Source organism: Entomomonas sp. E7T21 (assembly GCF_058693955.1).
The window spans coordinates 1,589,763-1,611,843 of record NZ_CP191672.1; the positions used below are offsets into that span (position 1 = coordinate 1,589,763).

25 protein-coding genes are annotated in these 22,081 nt (G+C 36.2%); 16 read left to right on the forward strand and 9 right to left on the reverse strand.

Annotated elements, in window-relative coordinates:
• Positions 1-76 precede the first annotated feature (76 nt).
• Positions 77-1,741 carry an energy-dependent translational throttle protein EttA gene (gene ettA / locus ACQVD9_RS07660; protein WP_264745463.1) on the reverse strand — a complete coding sequence of 555 codons (1,665 nt, stop codon included), beginning with the start codon at positions 1,739-1,741 and terminating at the stop codon, positions 77-79.
• 169 nt (positions 1,742-1,910) lie between these two features.
• Complete coding sequence (locus ACQVD9_RS07665) at positions 1,911-2,354, reverse strand: hypothetical protein (RefSeq protein ID WP_264745464.1); 444 nt, start codon at positions 2,352-2,354, stop codon at positions 1,911-1,913.
• 198 nt (positions 2,355-2,552) lie between these two features.
• Here ACQVD9_RS07665 and glyA point away from each other — a divergent pair, with 198 nt between their 5' ends.
• Positions 2,553-3,806, forward strand: coding sequence for a serine hydroxymethyltransferase (glyA, locus tag ACQVD9_RS07670; protein ID WP_264745465.1), 1,254 nt, complete (start codon positions 2,553-2,555; stop codon positions 3,804-3,806).
• 82 nt (positions 3,807-3,888) lie between these two features.
• Complete coding sequence (locus ACQVD9_RS07675; RefSeq protein WP_264745466.1) at positions 3,889-4,884, forward strand: MFS transporter; 996 nt, start codon at positions 3,889-3,891, stop codon at positions 4,882-4,884.
• A gap of 46 nt (positions 4,885-4,930) precedes the next feature.
• Here ACQVD9_RS07675 and ACQVD9_RS07680 read toward each other — a convergent pair whose 3' ends face one another.
• The 7 genes from ACQVD9_RS07680 to ACQVD9_RS07710 form a co-directional block, all read right to left on the reverse strand.
• On the reverse strand, positions 4,931-5,488 hold the full coding sequence (locus ACQVD9_RS07680; protein ID WP_264745467.1) for a hypoxanthine-guanine phosphoribosyltransferase: 558 nt from the start codon (positions 5,486-5,488) through the stop codon (positions 4,931-4,933).
• A gap of 72 nt (positions 5,489-5,560) precedes the next feature.
• Complete coding sequence (locus ACQVD9_RS07685) at positions 5,561-6,124, reverse strand: Smr/MutS family protein (protein WP_264745468.1); 564 nt, start codon at positions 6,122-6,124, stop codon at positions 5,561-5,563.
• Between the two features lie 467 nt (positions 6,125-6,591).
• Positions 6,592-7,686 (reverse strand): calcium:cation antiporter, encoded by a 1,095-nt coding sequence (locus tag ACQVD9_RS07690; RefSeq protein ID WP_264745469.1) that lies wholly within the window; start codon positions 7,684-7,686, stop codon positions 6,592-6,594.
• Positions 7,687-7,703: 17 nt separating this feature from the next.
• The gene (gene trmJ / locus ACQVD9_RS07695; protein ID WP_264745470.1) at positions 7,704-8,465 is read right to left on the reverse strand and encodes a tRNA (cytosine(32)/uridine(32)-2'-O)-methyltransferase TrmJ; all 762 of its coding nucleotides are present in this window, start codon (positions 8,463-8,465) and stop codon (positions 7,704-7,706) included.
• Between the two features lie 27 nt (positions 8,466-8,492).
• Positions 8,493-9,134, reverse strand: coding sequence for a uracil phosphoribosyltransferase (gene upp / locus ACQVD9_RS07700; protein ID WP_264745471.1), 642 nt, complete (start codon positions 9,132-9,134; stop codon positions 8,493-8,495).
• A gap of 171 nt (positions 9,135-9,305) precedes the next feature.
• Positions 9,306-9,713, reverse strand: a complete 408-nt coding sequence (locus ACQVD9_RS07705; protein WP_264745472.1) for a pilin — start codon at positions 9,711-9,713, stop codon at positions 9,306-9,308.
• 81 nt (positions 9,714-9,794) lie between these two features.
• Entirely contained in the window at positions 9,795-10,373 is a 579-nt protein-coding gene (locus ACQVD9_RS07710) for a Maf family protein (RefSeq protein WP_264745473.1), read from the reverse strand.
• A 99-nt stretch (positions 10,374-10,472) separates the two neighbouring features.
• Between ACQVD9_RS07710 and ACQVD9_RS07715 the strand changes: the two genes are divergently transcribed.
• From ACQVD9_RS07715 to ACQVD9_RS07780, 14 genes are all read left to right on the forward strand, one after another.
• Positions 10,473-11,003, forward strand: coding sequence for a YceD family protein (locus tag ACQVD9_RS07715; protein ID WP_264745474.1), 531 nt, complete (start codon positions 10,473-10,475; stop codon positions 11,001-11,003).
• Between the two features lie 13 nt (positions 11,004-11,016).
• Entirely contained in the window at positions 11,017-11,205 is a 189-nt protein-coding gene (gene rpmF, locus ACQVD9_RS07720) for a 50S ribosomal protein L32 (RefSeq protein WP_264745475.1), read from the forward strand.
• A gap of 2 nt (positions 11,206-11,207) precedes the next feature.
• Complete coding sequence (gene plsX, locus ACQVD9_RS07725) at positions 11,208-12,245, forward strand: phosphate acyltransferase PlsX (RefSeq protein ID WP_264745476.1); 1,038 nt, start codon at positions 11,208-11,210, stop codon at positions 12,243-12,245.
• Between the two features lie 190 nt (positions 12,246-12,435).
• A complete protein-coding gene (locus ACQVD9_RS07730) occupies positions 12,436-13,554 on the forward strand; it encodes an SEL1-like repeat protein (RefSeq protein ID WP_264745477.1) in 1,119 nt (372 codons plus the stop codon).
• A 162-nt stretch (positions 13,555-13,716) separates the two neighbouring features.
• Entirely contained in the window at positions 13,717-14,658 is a 942-nt protein-coding gene (fabD, locus tag ACQVD9_RS07735; protein WP_264745478.1) for an ACP S-malonyltransferase, read from the forward strand.
• A 10-nt stretch (positions 14,659-14,668) separates the two neighbouring features.
• Positions 14,669-15,412: a 3-oxoacyl-ACP reductase FabG gene (fabG, locus tag ACQVD9_RS07740; RefSeq protein ID WP_264745479.1), complete on the forward strand. Its 744-nt coding sequence runs from the start codon at positions 14,669-14,671 to the stop codon at positions 15,410-15,412.
• A 179-nt stretch (positions 15,413-15,591) separates the two neighbouring features.
• A complete protein-coding gene (gene acpP / locus ACQVD9_RS07745; RefSeq protein WP_201090405.1) occupies positions 15,592-15,831 on the forward strand; it encodes an acyl carrier protein in 240 nt (79 codons plus the stop codon).
• Between the two features lie 225 nt (positions 15,832-16,056).
• Complete coding sequence (gene fabF, locus ACQVD9_RS07750; RefSeq protein ID WP_264745480.1) at positions 16,057-17,304, forward strand: beta-ketoacyl-ACP synthase II; 1,248 nt, start codon at positions 16,057-16,059, stop codon at positions 17,302-17,304.
• 19 nt (positions 17,305-17,323) lie between these two features.
• Positions 17,324-18,367: an endolytic transglycosylase MltG gene (gene mltG, locus ACQVD9_RS07755; protein WP_264745481.1), complete on the forward strand. Its 1,044-nt coding sequence runs from the start codon at positions 17,324-17,326 to the stop codon at positions 18,365-18,367.
• On the forward strand, positions 18,367-19,005 hold the full coding sequence (gene tmk, locus ACQVD9_RS07760; RefSeq protein ID WP_264745482.1) for a dTMP kinase: 639 nt from the start codon (positions 18,367-18,369) through the stop codon (positions 19,003-19,005). Before mltG ends, tmk begins: the two co-directional genes overlap by 1 nt.
• Complete coding sequence (locus ACQVD9_RS07765; protein WP_264747871.1) at positions 18,998-19,984, forward strand: DNA polymerase III subunit delta'; 987 nt, start codon at positions 18,998-19,000, stop codon at positions 19,982-19,984. Before tmk ends, ACQVD9_RS07765 begins: the two co-directional genes overlap by 8 nt.
• Before the next feature lie 32 nt (positions 19,985-20,016).
• On the forward strand, positions 20,017-20,367 hold the full coding sequence (locus tag ACQVD9_RS07770) for a PilZ domain-containing protein (protein ID WP_264745483.1): 351 nt from the start codon (positions 20,017-20,019) through the stop codon (positions 20,365-20,367).
• 22 nt (positions 20,368-20,389) lie between these two features.
• Positions 20,390-21,187 carry a TatD family hydrolase gene (locus ACQVD9_RS07775; protein WP_264745484.1) on the forward strand — a complete coding sequence of 266 codons (798 nt, stop codon included), beginning with the start codon at positions 20,390-20,392 and terminating at the stop codon, positions 21,185-21,187.
• Positions 21,188-21,220: 33 nt separating this feature from the next.
• A complete protein-coding gene (locus ACQVD9_RS07780) occupies positions 21,221-22,039 on the forward strand; it encodes a UCP032817 domain-containing protein (protein WP_264745485.1) in 819 nt (272 codons plus the stop codon).
• Positions 22,040-22,081: the final 42 nt, after the last annotated feature.

Below are 22,081 nucleotides of genomic sequence, written 5' to 3' on the forward strand. Positions count from 1 at the left end.
ATTTAGTAAGAGAGGATAAACTTTAGATGGGATGAGAAATAAAAAAGGAGGCTTAAGCCTCCTTTTGGATGATTAATTACTTAATCCTTTTATGACGTACACGGTGTGGTTGAGTGGCTGCATCACCTAGACGTTTTTTACGATCTTCTTCATATTCGGTGTAATTACCAGCAAAGAAAGTAACTTGTGAGTCATCTTCATAAGCTAGAATATGGGTACAGATACGGTCTAAGAACCAACGGTCATGGGAAATAATAACCGCAGCACCAGGGAAGTCTAATAAAGCTTCTTCAAGGGCACGTAAAGTTTCTACGTCGAGGTCGTTAGAAGGTTCATCCAGTAGTAATACGTTACCACCTTGTTTTAAGGTTAAGGCAAGATGTAAACGACCACGCTCACCACCTGATAGGTCTTTAACAAATTTTTGTTGGTCAGTGCCTTTAAAGTTAAAACGACCTACATAAGCACGAGAAGGAACTTCATAACCACCAATTTGAATAATATCTAAACCATCAGAAACCTGTTGCCAAACGGTTTTATCGCCTTGTAAGTTATCACGGCTTTGATCTACACAGGCAAGTTTTACTGTTTCACCTAGTTCAATCGTACCCGAATCAGCTTGTTCAGTACCCATAATCATTCTAAATAGGGTAGATTTACCTGCACCATTCCCACCGATTACACCAACAATAGCTCCTTTGGGGATCGAGAAGGAGAGGTTGTCGATTAGTAATCTATTACCATAGCCTTTAGAAACATTATTGAACTCAATTACTTTATCACCTAAACGAGGTCCAGGTGGAATATAGATTTCATTGGTTTCACTACGTTTTTGGAATTCTTGAGATTGCATTTCTTCAAAACGTGCTAAACGTGCTTTAGATTTAGATTGACGTGCTTTGGCACCTTGTCTAACCCATTCTAATTCAGCTTTCATGGCACGTTGATGAGAAGCTTCTTGTTTAGCTTCTTGTTCTAAACGAGAGGCTTTAGCTTCTAGCCAGCCTGAGTAATTGCCTTCATAAGGAATACCATGACCACGGTCAAGCTCTAAAATCCATCCCGCTACATTATCGAGGAAGTAACGATCATGGGTTACTGCCACCACAGTACCAGGGAAGTCATGTAGGAAATGTTCTAACCAAGCTACTGAGTCAGCATCCAAGTGGTTAGTAGGTTCGTCGATTAATAGCATATCAGGTGCAGATAATAGTAAACGGCATAAAGCAACTCGACGTTTTTCACCACCTGATAATTTTTCTACTTTGGCATCCCATTCAGGCAAACGTAAGGCATCAGCAGCAATTTCCAGTTGACGCTCTAAGTTATGACCATCAGAGGCTTGTACAATTGCTTCTAATTTTGCTTGCTCAGCGGCTAGGGCATCAAAGTCGGCATCTGGCTCAGCATAGGCCGCATAAACTTCGTCTAAACGTGCTTGTGCTTGTTTGATTTCATCAACCGCTTCTTCAACCACTTCACGTACTGTTTTTTGTGGGTCTAATTGTGGTTCTTGTGGTAAGTAACCAATTTTAATGCCTGGCATTGGGCGTGCTTCACCATCAATCTCGGTATCTACCCCAGCCATAATTTTTAGTAGAGTCGATTTACCCGCACCATTTAAACCAAGTACCCCAATTTTTGCACCTGGAAAGAAAGAGAGGGAAATATTTTTAAGAATTTCACGTTTAGGGGGAACAACCTTGCTCACCCTATTCATTGTATAAACGTATTGTGCCATGTCTTACCTGTAGTAATAAAAATAGCTAGTTGTTTTCGAACTTTGTATTGTACCTTCTATAGTAGGTATTGTGTAATTATTTATATTAAAAAGAAGGTAGGATCAGGAAGTATTAGTAGGATTTAAACGAGCAGATTATTAATTATATCCTGCTCGTTTTATCAGGGTATTATTTCATTACTGCTTCGAGTTTTTTCATATCAATAAGATTTGGCATATTAGCAACTGCTTTAGCTACTTCTGGATTAGTCATTAAACCGCCCATTGCTACTTGGCCTAAAACACCAAAGCTTTGACCTATTGCAGTTGGGTTTGTTTTAGCGGCTTTAGCTACTTGATCTTTACAATCAACAGTTAACAAACGATCTAAAGAAGCACCCACATCTTTATCAATCGTTTTTTGACCATCTGCTGAAATATTACTGTATTGTTTAAGCTCGGGATGCTGTGCAAGCGCAGAAAATACCCATTTGACTAAGTTAAGATGATCCTGTTCAGTTGCTTTTGTTGTTAAGCATTGGGTTAGTTCATCAGCAGTGCTAGCTAAAGCGGCCGTAGGACTTAAGATAGCTAATGACATTATTGCTGGTAGAGCGATGGTTTTGAGTTTCATTGCGTAATTCCTAGTGTGTTTATTAAGTCAGGGTAAGTTTATAAAGCTAATATTAACTATAAATTAAAATACTGAATAAAAAAATACTACATGATGATTACTGATGAGGTGGATGAAAAGCTTTCATATACGAATAGGTAAAATATGGGGTAAAATAGTCTCTTTATTATCAACATTAGCCTATGTTAGAGGATTGCTATGTTCAGTCGTGATTTGACTATCGCTCGCTTTGACCCAGAGATCTATGCGGCTATGGAGCATGAAGCTCAACGCCAAGAAGATCATATTGAATTGATTGCTTCAGAAAACTATACAAGCCCAGCCGTAATGGAAGCTCAAGGCAGTGTGTTAACTAATAAATATGCAGAAGGCTATCCTGGTAAGCGTTACTATGGTGGTTGTGAGTATGTTGATATTGTTGAACAATTAGCGATTGACCGTGCTAAGAAATTATTTGGTGCAGATTATGCCAATGTACAACCTCATTCAGGTTCACAGGCAAATAGTGCTGTTTATATGGCGTTATTACAACCAGGTGATACTGTATTAGGGATGAGCTTAGCCCACGGTGGCCATTTAACACATGGTGCTACTGTAAGTTTCTCGGGAAAGATCTACAATTCTGTACAGTATGGTATCACTGATCAAGGCTTTATTGATTATGACGAAGTAGAGCGTTTAGCGGTTGAGCATAAGCCAAAAATGATTATTGCTGGCTTTTCTGCTTATTCTCCTATCCTTGATTTCCCTCGTTTCCGTGAAATTGCTGATAAAGTGGGTGCTTATTTATTTGTAGATATGGCCCATGTGGCTGGTTTAGTGGCTGCTGGTGTTTATCCTAATCCTATGCCTTTTGCTGATGTGGTTACTACTACTACCCATAAAACTTTACGTGGCCCTCGTGGTGGTTTAATTTTAGCCCGTGCTAATGAAGAAATAGAGAAAAAATTAAATTCAGCAGTATTCCCTGGTGGTCAAGGTGGCCCATTAGAGCATGTGATTGCAGCTAAAGCGATTTGCTTTAAAGAAGCCATGCAACCAGAGTTTGTTGAATATCAAAAGCAAGTAGTAGCTAATGCTAAAGCAATGGCTCGTGTATTTATTGATCGTGGCTTTGATGTAGTATCAGGTGGTACAGATAATCACTTATTTTTATTAAGCTTGATTAAGCAAGATATCACAGGTAAAGATGCAGATGCTGCATTAGGTCGTGCTCATATTACGGTTAATAAAAATTCTGTACCTAATGATCCACGTTCGCCTTTTGTAACTTCTGGTTTACGTATTGGTACTCCAGCAGTAACTACACGCGGCTTTGGTGGGGCAGAGTGTATTGAATTAGCTAACTGGATTTGTGATATTTTAGATGATATTACTAATGAGTCAGTAATTGAGCGTGTACGCACCCAAGTACAACATATTTGTGCACGTTTTCCAGTTTATGGAAAATAAATAAGTCGTTATTAAATAAATTACTAAGGGGATATGAGATTATATCCCCTTTTTTATTAGTATATGTTTAGGAAGTAAAATAATGCAATTTGAGCAAGGTGTGCCTGAAATAAAATGGACATGGGCGGATTTAGTTAGTAGTTATCGTTTTTGGGCGTTATTTATTTTTTTTATGACAGTAATGATGGTTAATGCCAGTTTTAGTATGATAACGGTTTATCTACGCATGGATTATAATCTTTCAAATGTGATAATTGGCACTTCAGTATCTATAAAAGTTCTCTTTACAATTATCGCGATTTTACCTGCTTGGCTAGCGAGTCGAGCAAAATATTATTATCCGCTTTATTTATTTGCCATTCTTATTGTAATAGGATTATTGTTATTATGTTTCGCAAAAGATGGTAATAATTTAATTTTTGTAGCAATGGCACTATTAGGTTTTTCTATTGGTAGTATTAGTTTATTAATCCCTGCTTATATTGCTCGAGCGGTGAATAGTGTTGAAGTATTTATTCTGTCATTTGGTGTCATTAGTATAACTAATATGATTAATGGTGCATCTATGACATTTGTTATAAGTGACCTGATAAGTCAAGCAGTTACTTTTAACTCTATTATTATTTTATTAGTTATTTTGGTCGTAATAGGTACGTTATTTTTATTACCAGTGAAAAAATGTTTGTTTAATGAACAACCCAGAGTACGAGAAGTACAACCTGAAACACCAAGCTATTTGGATTCAGTACTAACATTTTTACTATTTTTTGTACCCTTCTATTTTATTTTTTGGTTTTATAAGGTTCATAAGGACATTAGAAATTTTTCTCAATCTGCAACACTTTTAACACCATTAGGCGCCAGTCTCTCAGCATGTTTTGTGCCCTTTGCCATGCCTGTTATGCTTTCAATATTAAATGATGTTATTCATCAAAGGCTTTTAAATAGTGGAGAGAAAGGTAGTTTTAAAACATGGTTAATCATTGTGATTAGTATCTTGTTTCCACCTATTGCCGCCGCTATGATTCAATCTGAAATAAATAGATTAGCTGGTGCAGAGAGTAATAATACCGTTTAGGGGAGTGGAAAAGCGAGGTTGCTTTAATAACCTCGCTTAATAACAGTTATAATCCTTTGACTGCAAAAATACCAGGAGCATTACGCCAGTAACCTTTGTAATCCATACCATAACCAAAAATAAAACGATCTGCACATTTTAGGCCTGTGTAGTTGGCAGAGAAGCCAGGGATAGCTTTACGATTATGGTCTTTATCGATTAATACGGCTGTATAAACAGCATTGGCACCTGCATGTTGGCAATATTGAATGATGGCTGAAAGGGTATGTCCTTCATCAAGAATGTCATCAATAATAAGAATATCTCGATCAATAAAAGATACTTCAGGTTTTGCTTTCCAGAATAGTTCACCACCATTGGTTTCATTTAAGTAGCGAGTGGCGTGTAGGTAAGATACCTCTAATGGAAAATCTAATAGGGGTAGTAGTTGCCCAGCAAAAATTAAACCACCATTCATAACACAAAAAGCAATAGGGTTTTTATCAGCAAGGTCACTAGTGATTTCAGTGGCTAATTTACTAATAGCTGTATCAAGTTCAGCTTTAGTATAGAGACAGTCTGCTTCAGCTCGTACTTGTTGAATAGTTTCCATATCAAGACTCATGGATATATTACCTTTACAATGATAAAAAAGGGGGCTATTTTACATTAATAAGCAATGATTAATAGTGTTTTATTATTCATCGCGACCTTCGAGCATGGTACGTTTTAATATAATATAAACAGCACCAGTACCGCCATGTTTAGGTTGGCAAGAGCAAAAGCCAAGTATTTGGGGATGTTGCCGTAACCAGGTGTTAATATAACTTTTGATAATGGGTTTTGATTTATCTTTGCGTAAAGCTTTGCCATGTGTCACTCGGACACAGCGTATTTCTAGTTTGGTAGCTTCGTCTAAAAATTCCCATAGTAATTTTCGGGATTGATCTACTGTTAGGCCGTGTAGATCAATGCTACCTGCAAAGGGGATTTGTCCTGCTTTTAGGCGACGCATTTGTGACTCTTGCACACCATTATTTGCCCAATAAAGAAATTCTTCAGGCTCAACATCGATAACAAATTGGTCAGATAAGCCATCAATAATATTTTCTTTAGTGAGTGTATTGGCTGCATTTTCTTTTAATGTTTTTATTTGTAATTTATCTTTCGTTTTTTTAGAAATATCAGCTTTATCGTATTTGATAGGTTTGACACCTTTCATTTCCGCTCTAAATAATGAGATATCATCATCTTTTGCCATAGTTTACTCTTCATCACAGCAATTTTTACATAATTGTATTATAGATAGTATAAAGAGGAGCATGATACTTGATTAGTAAATAGATGTTTATAATAAAATAAGATAATAAGTAATATAGTTATTGTTTTTTAGACTAAAATAGAAGTTTAAATAACTTGATTTATTCACATGACTTGAAAATACAGGGTTTGTTTTGTCAAGTATAATTGTTGAAAATATTTATTTATATAAGTTATTGATTTTTAATAAATTATATTTTTGTTATTTTTTAATCATTTTATAGGGAAGTGAGTGTTTAGCTGATATAGATGCTTTTTTAAAACTGTTATCAACAAAGTTATCCACAGCTTTTGTGGGTAAAATTAATGATAAATATGAATAACAAAATAAATTATTTTTAAGCTAAGAGAATAAAAAAGAAATTGGATTTATCCAGTATTTAATGTGCTGAATAAATCCCTAATAATTTATAAACCAAGAACGGAAAGCATAATAAAGGTAGCAAACAACACAAAGTGTGTCATACCTTCAATGGCATTAGTTTCTCCATCATTTAAATTAACTGCAGCAACAATAAGGGTAAGAAATACCATTACAGTTTGGGGGATGGTTAATCCCATGGTGATTTGTTGCCCTGTTAATAAGGCCACTGCTTCAACTACTGGAATAGTAAGAATAACCGTAGAAAGCGTAGCACCTAATGCAATATTAATAACAGGTTGCATTCTATTGGCGAGGGCGGCACGGAGTGCAGTTAAAATTTCAGGGCTGGCTGAAATAGTAGCAACAACTAAACCTAACATAATAGGTGGTATATCCATACCCTCTACACCTACGTTAAGGATAACTGACATTACCTCTGCTAAAGCACCCGTTAAAATAATGCCCACTAAAAGTAAAATTATTGCTGATTTAATGCTACCTGCTACCGAGTGATGCTCTGCCTGCTGATCTTTTTTATGTTTCTCTATATAGTTATAGTGGAAAAAGTAACTATGGCGCCCTGTTTGCATTTTTAAAAAGAGGGTATAAAGAACAATCATTATGCCTATAGTAAAGATAGAGTAATAAGTCCATTTATCTTCAGGTAGAAATTCAGGCACTAACATAGAGATACCAACAGCAGTCATAATCATTACTACATAGACTTTGCCTGAATCATCATTGTACGCCTGTTCGCCATGGCGTAGGCCACCTAGTAAAGCAGCTAAACCAATAATACCATTCATGTCTAGCATAATGGCTGCATAGATGGTGTCTCTGGCTAGGGTGGGTGAGGAGCCATCATGGCTCATCATAATTACTAAGATAATAACTTCTACTAATACGGCTGATAGTGTTAGCACCATTGTGCCATAAGGTTCACCTATTTTTTCAGCAATGACTTCGGCATGGTGGGCAACACGAATGGCAACACCAATAATCACCATAATCAATACCGCGGCTGCAATAAGGGCTAGTGCTCGACCATTAGCTATTAAGGTATGTTCAATACTATAAGCAATAATGGCGACAATAAAGCCAAGCAACATCAGTTTTTCATTTTTTAGTATATTTGCCATGGATAATTCTCTAATAACTATTGATTATTTTGGGTTGATTTTAATGTCTCAGTTAAGATACCACGCAGAATATTCATTTCCAATTTAGTGATCTGAGCTTTGCTATATAAACGACGTAAACGCGTCATTAAATGTCTTGGACGGTTTGGATCAAGAAAGTTAACAGCTATCAGGGTTTTTTCCAAGTGCTGATAAAATAGTTCTAGTTCTTCATGAGTACAAGGTAAGTTATTTTGTTCCAAGGTGGTTTCTTGTTTTTGCATTTTGGTAGGTTGTTTTTGTGCTTGCAACCATGCCATTCTTAGCTCATACGTCAACACTTGTACAGCTGCCGCTACATTTAGTGAAGAAAAACTATCATCAGCTGGAATATGTACATGATAGTCACAACGTTGTAGTTCTTCGTTAGTAAGCCCAGCGTGCTCACGTCCAAAGACTAAGGCAACTTGTTGCTGCTGTTGTGTTGTTTCTATACTAAGCGTAGCGGCTTCTTTGGGATCTAAAATAGGCCAAGGAATTTGCCGATCTCTAGCACTTGTTCCTAACACTAAGCTACAACCGATTAATGCATCCTCTAAGTTATCAACTAGTTGAGCTGTTTGTAGGATATCATCAGCCCCTGATGCACGAGCTGTGGCATCAGGGTGGGGTAAGGAATGTTTTGGATTAACTAAAAAAAGTTGCTTTAATCCCATGTTTTTCATGGCTCTAGCTGTCGCGCCAATATTACCAGCATGGGTAGTAGCAACTAATACGACTCTTATAGAGGATAGGTTCATAATGTTGTAGTTACAGATGGAATAAACTTAAATATCTTTTTGGTGAGTTCCAAAAATCTTATCTCCTGCATCGCCTAGGCCTGGAATAATATAACCTTTTTCGTTCAAATGTGAGTCAATGGATGCGGTGTAAACAACGACATCAGGATGAGCTTTTTCTAGGGCTGCAATTCCTTCTGGTGCTGCCACTAATACTAATGCTCTAATTTCTCTACAGCCAGCGGCCTTTAGCATATCAATGGTGGCAATCATAGAGCCGCCAGTGGCTAACATAGGATCAATAATTAGTGCATTACGTTGATCAATTTCATAAGCTAGTTTTTCAAGATAGGTATCAGGTTTTAAAGTTTCTTCATTACGAACTAAACCAATAACACTTACTTTGGCACTGGGAATAAGGCCTAATACCCCATCAAGCATACCTATGCCAGCCCTTAAGATAGGAACTACAGTTATTTTTTTACCTGCTATTTTATCTACAGTTATTTTATTACCATTCCAACCTTCAATATGGCAGGGTTCAAGTGGCATATCTTTGGTTGCTTCATAAGTTAGCAGGGCAGCGATTTCTTGAGCTAATTCTCTAAAGTGCTTGGTACTAATATCTCTACGACGCATTAGACCAATTTTATGGCGAATAAGTGGGTGGCAAATTTCATGAATAGGCATGATAGTTTCCAATATGGGGAGCAATATTGTAGATAGCGTATATTGTAACGTTAAAATCAAACGATTTATATTGGTAATTATAATAATTATTAGCGATTTAAGTATTTTTTTATAATTGACAATTACCCTTAATTATAAGTTTGTATAATTAAGGATATTATATTGAATAGTTTAAATACAGTCGTTAGGTAATAAATCTTTCCTAGTAATAGTAGAGGTACATTTCCAGTTATGTGTATGGTTGGTTGGTAATAATGTAAGAATAATTTGTTTGCCAGATAAGTCAGGAATGGTCTTATCATTTTTAAAGGTTAAAACAACTTGGCATTGATCATTACTAATCACATCTTGTACATAATGAATTTTGGTTAAGGCTCTGTCACCACTACTAATAGCATTACTATTGCATTCTTGATGTTCTGTATAGTAAATGGCTAATTGGGTTTTAAATAAACTGATAGTTTTCATGCCTTGTACGATGGCTACTTTTTGTATACCTTCAGTTGCATCTTCTTTGTCACCACATCCTGTTAATATAAAGCTTGTAAGTAATAGGCTTGAAATAAGTAGTTTTTTCATTTTATATTTCCTTATTATATTTTTAATAAACAGTAGGCAATTTATAAAAAATAGTATGTTATAGCAACTCAATAAATAAGATTAAGGAATAAATAATTGTTCTTTTTGCAACATGTCAACTAAACGAATTAATGGCAGCCCCATTAAACTGGTTATATCGGAACCTTCCATTCCCTTAAAAAAGCAAATACCCAATCCTTCTGCCTTGATACTACCTGCACAGTCGAAAGGTTGTTCGATTTCTAAATACCTTTTAATTGCATCATCAGACAATTCTCTAAAATGCACATAAAAGGGAATACTGTCTACTTGTAAGCTACCTGTTTTACTGTTAAGAAGGGCTAGGCCTGTGTGAAAAACAACAGTTTTGCCACTGGCCATTTTTAATTGTTTAAAAGCTTGATCAAAATGGTGAGGTTTGCCCATTATTTTGTTTTCTAAACAAGCTACCTCATCTGATCCTATAATTAGATGATTAGGGTATTGGTTCGCGAGTGCTTTTGCTTTACTAATAGCTAATCTTTTAGTCATTTCTGTAGGTGTTTCATTTAATAATGGAGTTTCATCTATATTGGGACTAATAGCTTGAAAATCTATTTTTAAACGTTGTAACAGCTGTTGGCGATAGCTTGAACTCGATGCCAGAATAATTGGTGACATAACGTGTCTCAGTAAGAAAAAATAAATTGTAGCAATTATTGCATTTTATATACAATTTCCTTTGACAGATAGACTGAACAACCATAAAATACCGCCCCTATGTCAAATGGCCCAATTCCACATTATATTGAACCCTATAAATTGGTTGATCGGAATGTTACTTATGAGGGTAATATTTCTTTGACTGATTTACCACGGCTGCATGAAGCCTTAGCTTCTAATGAAGTTAATATTTATGTTAAAGTGGTTTTTAAACGTGGGGAACAACAGCAAGCATTAATGTCTGTTATGCTTGATGCTAAGGTGCAATTGATTTGCCAACGTTGTTTAGATTTGATGACTTTCTCTACAACTGATACTTATAATTATATGTTTATGAGTAGTGAGCGTGGAGAAATAATGTTGCCAGAAGGATATGATGCCCTTGAATTAGGGACAAAAGATCCTTTTGACTTGAAAGTATTGATAGAGGATGAGTTATTATTAGCGCTTCCTATTATTCCAATACATGAGTTAGATGAATGCCAGCAACCGGTAGTGCTTGATAAGCCCGAACCGATTGAGAGTGAGGTTACTAGGTCAAACCCATTCAGTGTTCTGGCGCAGTTAAAGCGTGACCCCAAAGCTTAGGAGTTAATGAATTATGGCTGTTCAACAGAACAAAAAATCACGTTCGGCTCGCAATATGCGCCGTTCTCACGATGCATTAAAATCAAATGCATTATCTGTTGAGAAAACAACAGGTGAAATGCACTTACGTCACCATGTAACACCAAGTGGTGTTTATCGTGGACGTCAAGTTATCGTTGAAGATCAAGAATTCGACGAATAAATTTGACTACACCAGTCATCGCTGTTGATGTAATGGGAGGGGATTTTGGCCCCTCCTGTACAGTTCCTGCTTGTCTCTCTTATTTAGAACAAAACCCTTCTTTAAAACTTATCCTTGTTGGCCAATCAGCTGTTATTACACCACTGTTACCTCCATCTTCTCATTCTATTCATTCGAAATTAGAGATTGTTGATGCAACGGAAATTGTAACTATGGATGATCCTGTTACTGTTGCTTTAAGATCAAAACCTAACTCTTCTATGCGGGTGAGTTTAGAGCTAGTGCGTGATGGTAAAGCAAATGCTTGTGTTAGTGCAGGTAATACAGGGGCATTAATGGCATTAGCACGGTTTACTTTAAAGACAATACCTGGTATTGATCGGCCAGCTATGATGTGTTGCTTGCCTACACAAGCAAATAAAGGATGTTATTTGTTAGACTTAGGTGCGAATGTTGATTGCAGTGCAGAGCAATTATTTCAATTTGCAGTTATGGGCTCTGTGGCAGCTGAAGTGCTAGGCGTTGAAAAACCTAAAGTTGCCTTATTAAATATAGGTATTGAAAATATCAAAGGCAATCAGCAGGTAAAACAAGCTACCCAATTATTGGAATCACAAAACAAGTTGAATTATATTGGTTTTGTGGAAGGCGATAGCGTTTATCGTGGTGATGCAGATGTTGTGGTATGTGATGGTTTTGTAGGTAATGTGCTATTAAAGTCCAGTGAGGGTGTATTGAAATTACTGGCAAATCGTTTAGATAATCGTTTTAAAACCAGTTGGTTAGGTAGGTTAAAAGGACTTATTATGTTTCTACCAATGCTCAGGGGATTGCGTAAAGACTTTTCTCCTGAACGCTATAATGGTGCTAGTTTTCTTGGTTTGCAGGGGGTTGTAATTAAAAGTCATGGTGCAGCAGATAGTGCCGCTTTTCAAACAGCCTTACATCATGCCTATATGGAAGTAAATGAAGATTTACAAGCACGTTTATCCCAGCAAATTAGTCTTTTACTTAAAGATGTATTGTTGCAGCCACATTAATAAAAACTAATATCCTATTGATGATGGTTCTTATAAGTATTTTGCTATTTATTGTGTAGTATATTTTTTACAGTATAATGACTCATATAAGTAGTAATATTAAGTTAATGTAATAGTGAATAGTTTGCTGTTGAGAATAAATAATTCTAGATATTAAAAAATAGGCTTTGGTTACATTTGAGATTAAACTATGCAAATTAACAAGTTAAAGTATGGTGTGTTAAAATGTTTATTAGTAGGATTATTAACTGTTAATACTACAGCATTTGCACTTGACTTAAATGCTAAACATAAAGAAATTAATTTTTTATCGGTAGATCTTCCTGCTTGTGGTGATGAGTCAGAGAATATTCCTGTTTTACCAGAAGATGCTCGAGCAGATCTCTATTATCAAGTAGCGATGAAAATTCTTGGTCAAAATGACACAGACCATTATCAGCAAATGTTTATTTTGGCTAATAAGTCTGCAGAAATGGGACATTGGCAAGCTAAATTGTTAATGGCTAGTTTATATTTAAAAAACTCGAATAGTTATTACACGGAATATGATCCTAAAAAGGCTAGGGCTTATATTGATGAGTTATTACAAAAGAATGTTCCTGGTGCTTTTTATGCTATGGGTCAATATAAACTAAATGGTATGCCTGAGTTTAGAAATGCGGCTATTCCAGCCTCTGTTTATTTGTTTGAAGCAGCAAAATTAAATAATCCTGATGCGCTTTCTGATATGTATGATATTTTTGTTAGCGTTGGTCGTACAAAAGATGCTACAGCTCTATTGGATTGTGCTGTAAAGCAAAAGCGTGGAACAGCTCTAGCACTGTTAAAAAAAGCTAATGTGTTAGAAGATGATGCTTCTACAGAGGCAGAATTGATAGATTCTTTTAAATACCTCTATCAAGCTACTAAAGCAGGTAATTATAATGCGATAGCTAGTTTTGCTAATAAAGAAAATTATTATAAACAACAATATGGTAAGGCATTCTTTGGAAAAGAGTTTCTAGAGCGTATAACTGTACTGCAAAACGCTAAAAACTCTGTTTATATACATCGTGATGCTGTTCGTAAAGAGCAAGGAAGAAATGAAGAGGTAAGAGGTAATGCTAATTTGATATTTCCTAATTTAGAGAGAGTAGTACCTTTTCCACCTGCTGAGTTACCAAACTGGAATAGAGATATTAGGGTTGTGTTATCAGAAAATAGCTTAAAGCTTTATGATACAGATTTTGATTATGACCAATTAGCTAAAGAGGCAGAGGCTATTAAAATAGAAAAACCAAAATCTGAAGGCGCTGAACAGAAAAAATAAGTTGATAGTAAAAAAATACTTATAGATCAGGGGTTGAGGTCTATAGTTGGTTGTAAAGTAAAAGATAAGTAATTAAAATTTGTTTTTATAGTATTCATCTTATTGTAAGATACAAAAGTTTATTACGAAAATTATTAATTAAATTAATCGGGATAGTTATTTATGTCTGTTGTTTCTGCGTTTGTTTTTCCTGGACAAGGCTCGCAAGCAATTGGAATGTTAGCTGATATTGCAAAAGAACATACAATTATTCAAGATACTTTTAAAGAAGCTTCTGATGCTTTAGGTTATGATCTTTGGCAGCTAGTACAAGAAGGGCCTAAAGATCTATTAGACCAGACAGATAAAACACAGCCTGCGATTTTGACTGCATCTGTTGCCTTATGGAAATTATGGCGGAAGCAGTCAAATATAATTCCTTCTTATGTGGCTGGTCATAGTTTAGGTGAGTACTCTGCGTTAGTTGCCGCTGAAAGTTTACCTTTTGTAGAGGCGGTAAAATTAGTTGAATTACGTGGTCAACTAATGCAAAAAGCTGTGCCAGCAGGACAAGGTGCGATGGCAGCAATCTTAGGCTTAACTGATGATGAGGTTAAAGCAGCATGTGTTGAAGCGGCACAAGGTCAAGTGGTTAGTGCGGTTAATTTTAATGCACCAGGCCAAGTAGTTATTGCGGGTAATACAGAAGCAGTAAATAGAGCTATTGAAATGTGTAAGGCTAAAGGCGCTAAGAGAGCTTTGCCATTACCTGTTAGTGTTCCTTCTCATTGTGATTTAATGCGTCCAGCAGCAGAAGAGTTTGCAGCAGCATTAACGGCAGCCTCTTGGAAAAATCCTAATATTGCCATTGTACAGAATGTGACGGCTGATGTAAGTCGCGATTTACAAACACTTAAAGAAAATCTTTTAGCACAACTTTATAGCCCTGTGCGTTGGGTAGAATCTGTACAAGTGCTAGCTAAACTGGGTGTAACTACACTAGTAGAGTGTGGGCCAGGTAAAGTGCTTGGTGGTTTAAATAAACGGTGCGTTAAAGAGTTAGATAATTATGCATTAGAAACAACGGATGCATTTAATGCTACTTTAATTGCTTTACAATCATAGGAATAAATAGATGAGTTTATCAGGTAAAACTGCTTTAGTAACAGGTGCGAGTCGTGGTATTGGTCAAGCCATTGCATTAGAGTTAGGTGCAAAAGGTGCAACCGTTATTGGTACAGCTACCACCGCATCAGGTGCAGAAAAAATCACCCAATATTTAAAAGAAAATAATATTGCAGGTGTTGGTATGGCACTTAATGTGACTGATGAAAAATCAGTGGAAGAAGTGTTATCTAATATCACTAAAGAGTTTGGTGCACCACAAATTTTAGTTAATAATGCAGGTATTACCCGCGACAATTTAATGATGCGTATGAAAGACGAAGAGTGGTATGATGTAATAGATACCAACTTAAATAGTCTTTATCGTCTTTCCAAAGGTGTATTAAGAGGAATGACTAAAGCCCGTTGGGGACGTATCATTAGCATTGGTTCAGTAGTAGGTGCAATGGGTAATGTCGGCCAAGCTAACTATGCAGCAGCCAAGGCTGGTTTAGAAGGTTTTACCCGTGCTTTAGCGCGTGAACTTGGTTCACGTTCAGTAACTGTTAATGCAGTAGCACCAGGTTTTATTGATACTGATATGACGCGAGAATTACCAGAAGCACAACGCGAAGCTTTATTAACCCAAATTCCGCTTGGTCGTTTAGGGCAAGCTAAAGAGATTGCTGAAACGGTAGCTTTCTTAGCCTCTGATTCAGCAGCTTATATTACAGGTGCGACCATTCCTGTGAATGGCGGCATGTATATGAGTTGATTCATATCTACCAAAATAGTGTAGATTATCGTAAAATAGTAAGATTAACTTAGGGGATTTTTCTCTAGGTGTTTTTTTGAAAGGTTTTTGAAATATTACTTGATAAAAGTAATTACCTTTCTATAAAATTAGCAAGTGGCCCAGAGCCAAATTATCCAACTTAGGAGTGAAAACAAGGTATGAGCACCATTGAAGAACGCGTCAAGAAAATTGTAGCTGAACAACTTGATGTTAAAGAAGAAGAGGTTACCAACAATGCTTCTTTCATTGAAGATCTAGGTGCAGACTCTCTTGATAATGTTGAGCTGGTAATGGCTCTGGAAGAAGAGTTTGAATTAGAGATTCCTGATGAGCAAGCTGAAAAAATTACTACTGTACAAGATGCTGTAGATTATATTTCTGCAAATATCGAAGAGTAATTTTTCGCCTTTGCTTTGAAAAAAGCCGTACATCTTTGGGTGTACGGCTTTTTGTTTTATAATGCTATTTAAATAAATCAGTTATTACTATTATTAAATAACAGATTTATCACTGTATTAACTCAAAAAAAATATGTTCTAATATTTAGTATAATTTTGTTATTGCGTTCTAATTGGTTAAAATAACCCATTTGAATAAAGAATAGTGTAATTAAGGAGAAAGCAGTGTCGCAAAGACGAGTTGTTATTACTGGCCTTGGCATAGTGTGTCCTGTAGGAAATGATGTTACTAGCAGTTGGCAAAATATCGTAGCAGGTAAAAATGGCGTAGAGATGCTTACTGATGTAGATTTTGATATTTCCAATTTTGCTACTCGTTTTGGCGCACCTGTTAAAAACTTTTCTGTAGAACCTCATTTATCCATAAAAGAAGCTAGAAAAATGGATGTTTTTATTCAATATGGTGTAGTAGCAGGTATGCAAGCTATGTTGGATTCAGGTTTAGAAGTGACTGATGAAAATAGAGACCGTATTGGGGTAGTGATTGGTTCTGGTATTGGTGGTTTACCTAATATTGAAGCAAACTGTAAAGCGTTAGCAGAACAAGGTCCACGTCGGGTTTCTCCCTTTTTCGTACCAGGCGCAATTATTAATATGGCTTCTGGTCTATTATCAATTAATCTGGGTGTACATGGTCCTAACTATGCTATTGCAACAGCTTGTGCTTCTGGTACGCACAGTATTGGTATGGCTGCACGTAATATTATTCATGGTGAAGCTGATGTAATGCTAGCAGGTGGTGCAGAAAAAGCTACCTGTGGTATTGGTTTAGCTGGTTTTTCTGCATGCCGTGCCTTGTCTACACGTAATGATGATCCTATTCATGCGAGCCGTCCTTGGGATAAAGATAGAGACGGCTTTGTATTAGGAGATGGTGCAGGTGTTCTAGTATTAGAAGAATTAGAACATGCTAAAGCACGCGGTGCAAAAATTTACGCAGAGTTAGTCGGTGCAGGTTTTAGCGGCGATGCTTATCATATGACAGCGCCTACTACAGATGGTAAAGGTGCTGCCACCTGTATCAAGAATGCACTTAGAGATGCAAAATTGAATGCAGATCAAATTAGTTATATTAATGCACATGGTACTTCAACACCTGTAGGCGATTTAGCAGAAGTAAAAGCAGTTAAATCTATTTTTGGTGATACCGCTTATAAAATTCCTGTAAGTTCTACTAAATCGATGACAGGACATTTATTAGGCGCAGCTGGAGCTATTGAGGCAGTATTTAGTGTGTTAACTATTCGCGATCAAATAGTTCCTCCAACCATTAATTTAGAAGAACCTGGTGAAGATTGTGATTTAGATTTTGTACCTGCTGAAGCAAGATCTGTAACTATTGATACTGTCCTGTCTAACTCATTTGGTTTTGGCGGCACTAATGGAAGCTTAATCTTCCGCCGTTTTTCTTAAGTGGTGTAGTTAATAAATAATGCGGATATTCCTAATTGTTGTTGCTGTACTTATTCTATTAAGTGGTTCTGTGGTTGGTGTAGGGTATTGGAAATATAACAATGCCTTACAGCAGCCATTGCTGATTTCCTCTGAGCAGACAATAGTGGTTCCTGTGGGGGCGACACCTAATGTGATGTTTAATCAATTAGAGCAAAAGGGCTATATTAAAGATGCCTTTTTTCTTAAGTTGTATTGGCGTTTAGAAAATCAAGGAAAAACTATTCATGCGGGTGAGTATCGTTTAACACCAGGTATGGATATACAAGCTCTTATTGCCATTTGGCTAAAAGGAGATGTAATTCTTTATCGAGTTACTTTAGTGGATGGTTGGAGTTTTAAACAAGTACGCCGTGCACTGGCTAAGCAAGAGGCTTTAAAGCAATCCATAGCAGCAATGTCTGATGAGCAAATTATGGATACTCTAGGTGAGACTGGAAAACATCCTGAGGGGCAGTTTTTTGCTGATACCTATGTGTATATGCGAGGTGATACAGACCTTAGTTTATTGAAGCAAGCACATAAGCGCCTTGTAAAAGTACTTGATGAGGAATGGGAAAATAAAGCAGATGATTTACCTTATGAAAATGCTTATCAAGCATTGATTATGGCTTCAATTATTGAAAGAGAAACAGGTGTACCTGAAGAGCGTCCACAAATTGCTGGTGTATTTGTAAGACGTCTACAAAAAAATATGTTATTGCAAACTGATCCAACCGTTATTTATGGAATGGGGGATAATTATAGGGGTAGAATTACGCGTGCTGACTTAAAGCGCGAAACACCTTATAATACTTATGTAATATCTGGTTTGCCGCCAACACCCATTGCTATGGTGAGTCGTAAGGCAATTCATGCAGCATTGCATCCTGCAGATGGTAAGTTCTTATATTTTGTTGCCAAAGGAGATGGTAGTCACGAATTTTCAGAGAATTTGACAGAACATCAAAGGGCTGTTCGAAAATATCAGTTGAATCGTCGAACTGATTATCGTTCTAGTCCTCCACCAAGTGAGTCTAAATAATGTCAGGAATATTTATTACTTTTGAAGGGCCTGAGGGCGCTGGAAAATCAACTAATATTTACTATCTTGCTAATCGTTTGGAGGAAGTTGGTTATCCCGTCTTAGTAACCAGAGAACCAGGTGGTACATTACTATCTGAAAGGGTGCGTGATATATTAATTGATCCTAGATTTAAAGGCATGGCTGTTGACACAGAGCTATTATTAATATTTGCTGCTCGAGCAGAACATTTACAACAAGTAATTTTACCCGCCCTTAAGGAAGGTAAAACTGTTATTTGTGATCGTTTTACTGATGCAACTTATGCCTATCAAGGTGGTGGTAGGGGCATTGACGAAAATAAAATTATATTGTTGGAACGTGTGGTACAAGGCACTTTACGACCAGACTTAACATTATTATTTGATGTTGATGCGACAATAGGGCTTTCTCGTGTAATTAAATCAAGGGATGGTTTAGATCGATTTGAGCAAGAAAGCTTAACTTTTTTTGAAGCGGTACGTGCTGCCTATTGGCGACGAGCTGAGCAATACCCAGAAATTTACCGAGTAATTGATGCAAGCCAAAACATAGAAAATGTACAATTGCAAATTGATGCTTGTTTTATCGAAATTTGGGAACGTTTAAATGTTGAATGAGTTGCTACCTTGGCAACAAACTTTATGGCAACAGATGGTAGGAAACCCTAAACCTGCTCACGCTTATTTATTACATGGTAAAAAAGGTATTGGTAAACAGCAATTTGCTGAACGTTTAGCCTATTATTCGCTATGTCTTACACCTAATAATAAACAACCTTGTGGTCATTGTAAAAGTTGTCATTTACTGGCAAGTAGTGGCGCACATCCTGATATTTTTTGGTTAATGCCAGAAGAGTCTGAGTTTATTAAAGTCGATCAAGTTCGTATGTTAATTGACTTTATCAATCAAACACCTCAGATATCACCTTGTAAAGTTGTATTAATTGAACCTGCAGAGGCATTAAACTTAAATGCTGCTAATGCGTTGTTAAAAAGTCTCGAAGAGCCAGCAGGTAATAGTCGGCTTATTTTAGTTAGTCATCAAGTAGGGCAGTTATTGCCAACTATTAAAAGTCGCTGTATTCAGCAATTATGTCCTACACCTGATCAGCAAGCAGCAGTGCAGTGGATGCAGCAGCAATTAACCGCTATAGATTCTGAGCAATTGATGCAATTATTGGCATTAGCAGGTTTTGCACCTCTTTATGCTGTAGAACTTTATCAACAAGGTGTATTAGAGCAACGTCAGCAAGTAGTTGAAGATATAAAAAAATTACTAAAACATCAGTTAGTAGCTAGTCAAGTAGCTGAAAGTTGGAATGATATTCCATTATTGTTATTATTTAACTGGTTTTGTGAGTGGTTACATTGTATTTTATGTTATCAAGCCACTAAAGATATTAATACTTTAGGAATGGCTGATATGCAAAAGGTGTTAAGTTATTTGGCCGATAAGGCTTCTTTAGAAAGCATTAGTCAATTACAAGCAAAGTTATTGCAAGAAAGGCAAAAAGTATTGGCTAAAGCTAATTTAAATAGGGTATTGTTAGTAGAAAGTATTTTGATTGACTGGATTAATTTACTGACAACAAGGTAAAATAAAGCCATTAATAGAAAGAGGATGCAGTTATGGCATTAAGTATGGGTGGTAATAGCATTATTAATGTAAGTATTCCTAATAAGAATATCTTATATGCTTCTTATATGCCGTTTGTTACTGATGGTGGGCTATTTGTGAGAACCCATAAAAAGCATAATCTAGGTGATGAGGTTTTTCTATTAATTGATTTGATTGATGAAGAGGAAAAAATCCCTGTTACAGGTAAAGTAGTATGGATTTCTCCTGTAAATCAAGGTTCTCGAGTGCAAGGTGTTGGTATTCAATTCTCACCTGCTGATTCAGCTAAAGCGAAAGAAAAAATCTTAAAATATTTAGCAGGTTTACTAGAAGGTAATACACAACCTACCTTTACCATGTAATCTTTAGTTATTATAAGAAGTTATGCCGTATTTAGTTGACTCTCATTGTCACCTTGATTATTTAAAGTTAGAAGCTGTAGCAGGGGGATTAGATACAGTTCTTCAGCAAGCTAGAGATAAAGGTGTCAAGCAGTTCTTAACCATTGGTGTTAGTAAAGATAATACCTCTACCGTTCAAGCAATTGCTGAAAAGTATGCTGACGTATATTGTTCCGTGGGTATTCATCCCTTAGATTTGACAGATAAGCAGCCAGTTAGCTTAGCTTGGTTGTTACAAGCACTTGATCATCCTAAAGTAGTGGCCATCGGTGAGACTGGGCTTGATTTTCACTATCAAGCAGAAACAGCTAAAGAACAGCAAGCCTCCTTTGAGCTTCACTTAGAAGCAGCACACCAAACAGCCAAGCCTGTTATTATTCATACCCGAGAAGCAAAAAAACTAACCTTAGATATATTAAAACAAACAGCTTTACCCCAAGCAGGTGTACTGCATTGTTTTACTGAGGATTGGGAAATGGCTAAGGCAGCTTTGGATTTAGGTTACTATATCTCCTTATCAGGTATTGTGACATTTCGTAATGCAGATATGTTGCGAGAGGTGGCAAAAAAAGTACCTAATGATCGATTATTAGTTGAAACAGATTCGCCTTATTTAGCACCTATACCTTATCGTGGTAAATCTAACTTACCTGAATATGTAAAAGAAGTAGCAAGCTTTATCGCTGAATTAAGAAATATGCCTTTTGAAGCTTTTGCAGAGATGACAACGGCCAATTTTTATCGTCTTTTTCCATTGGCAACACCATCAGGCTTAAAATAATTAATCAAAAACTTGTTTAAGGGATAATAATTAATGGGGTCAATGGTTATATTATGGATAGTTGTTATTGTTGTTGTTTTTATTGTTATTATTCAAAATGTTAAGTTAAAAAAAGCTAAGTATAAAGCGAATAAATTAAAAGAAATAAGTTTTCAACAGCGATTAGCATTAATAAATAATTATGCTTTTACTGAAAATGTTCTGAATTCTTTCCGTAAACATTATCCCCAATTAGATGATGCAGCAGTAACACAAGTTATTAATCAATTAAAGAGCTATTTTATTGTTGTATTAACTGCAACCCATGATAATGAGCTTCAAAAACTAGCTAAACCTGTATGGGGTATGCCATCAAGGGTAGTGGATGATTTATGGCATGTGTTTATTTTAGACAGTCGAATTTACATGGCTTTTTGTATGGAGTGTTTTGGGTTTTATTTACATCATAACTCTGCTGATGCGAGTGTAACTTATCAAAGAAAGCAAAAAATAAATGACCAGCTATATATTACATGGGTATATGCTTGCCAGTTAGAAAACAAAGGAAATTTAATGATGGTTGATACATTTCCTATGTTATTTCAAATAGATGATGTATTAAATATTCCACAAGGTTTTAGTTATACATTAGAGGAGTTTTTGGCACAAGCTCGTTTGTATAGAAAAAAACCAAATGACAATAACGCAGCTACAGGTTGTTCAAGCTGTTCGAGCTGTGGTGGAGGCTCTTATAATAATAAAAATAATTACCGAGAGAGTGAGTCGACGAGCACTAATAACACTAAATATGACGATAACATCTCATCTGACAGTAGTAGTTCTTGTAGCAGTTGTGGTGGAGGGGGAGATTAGTTGTTGTTAATAGTGAAAGTAATGATGTCTAAATGATTGTTT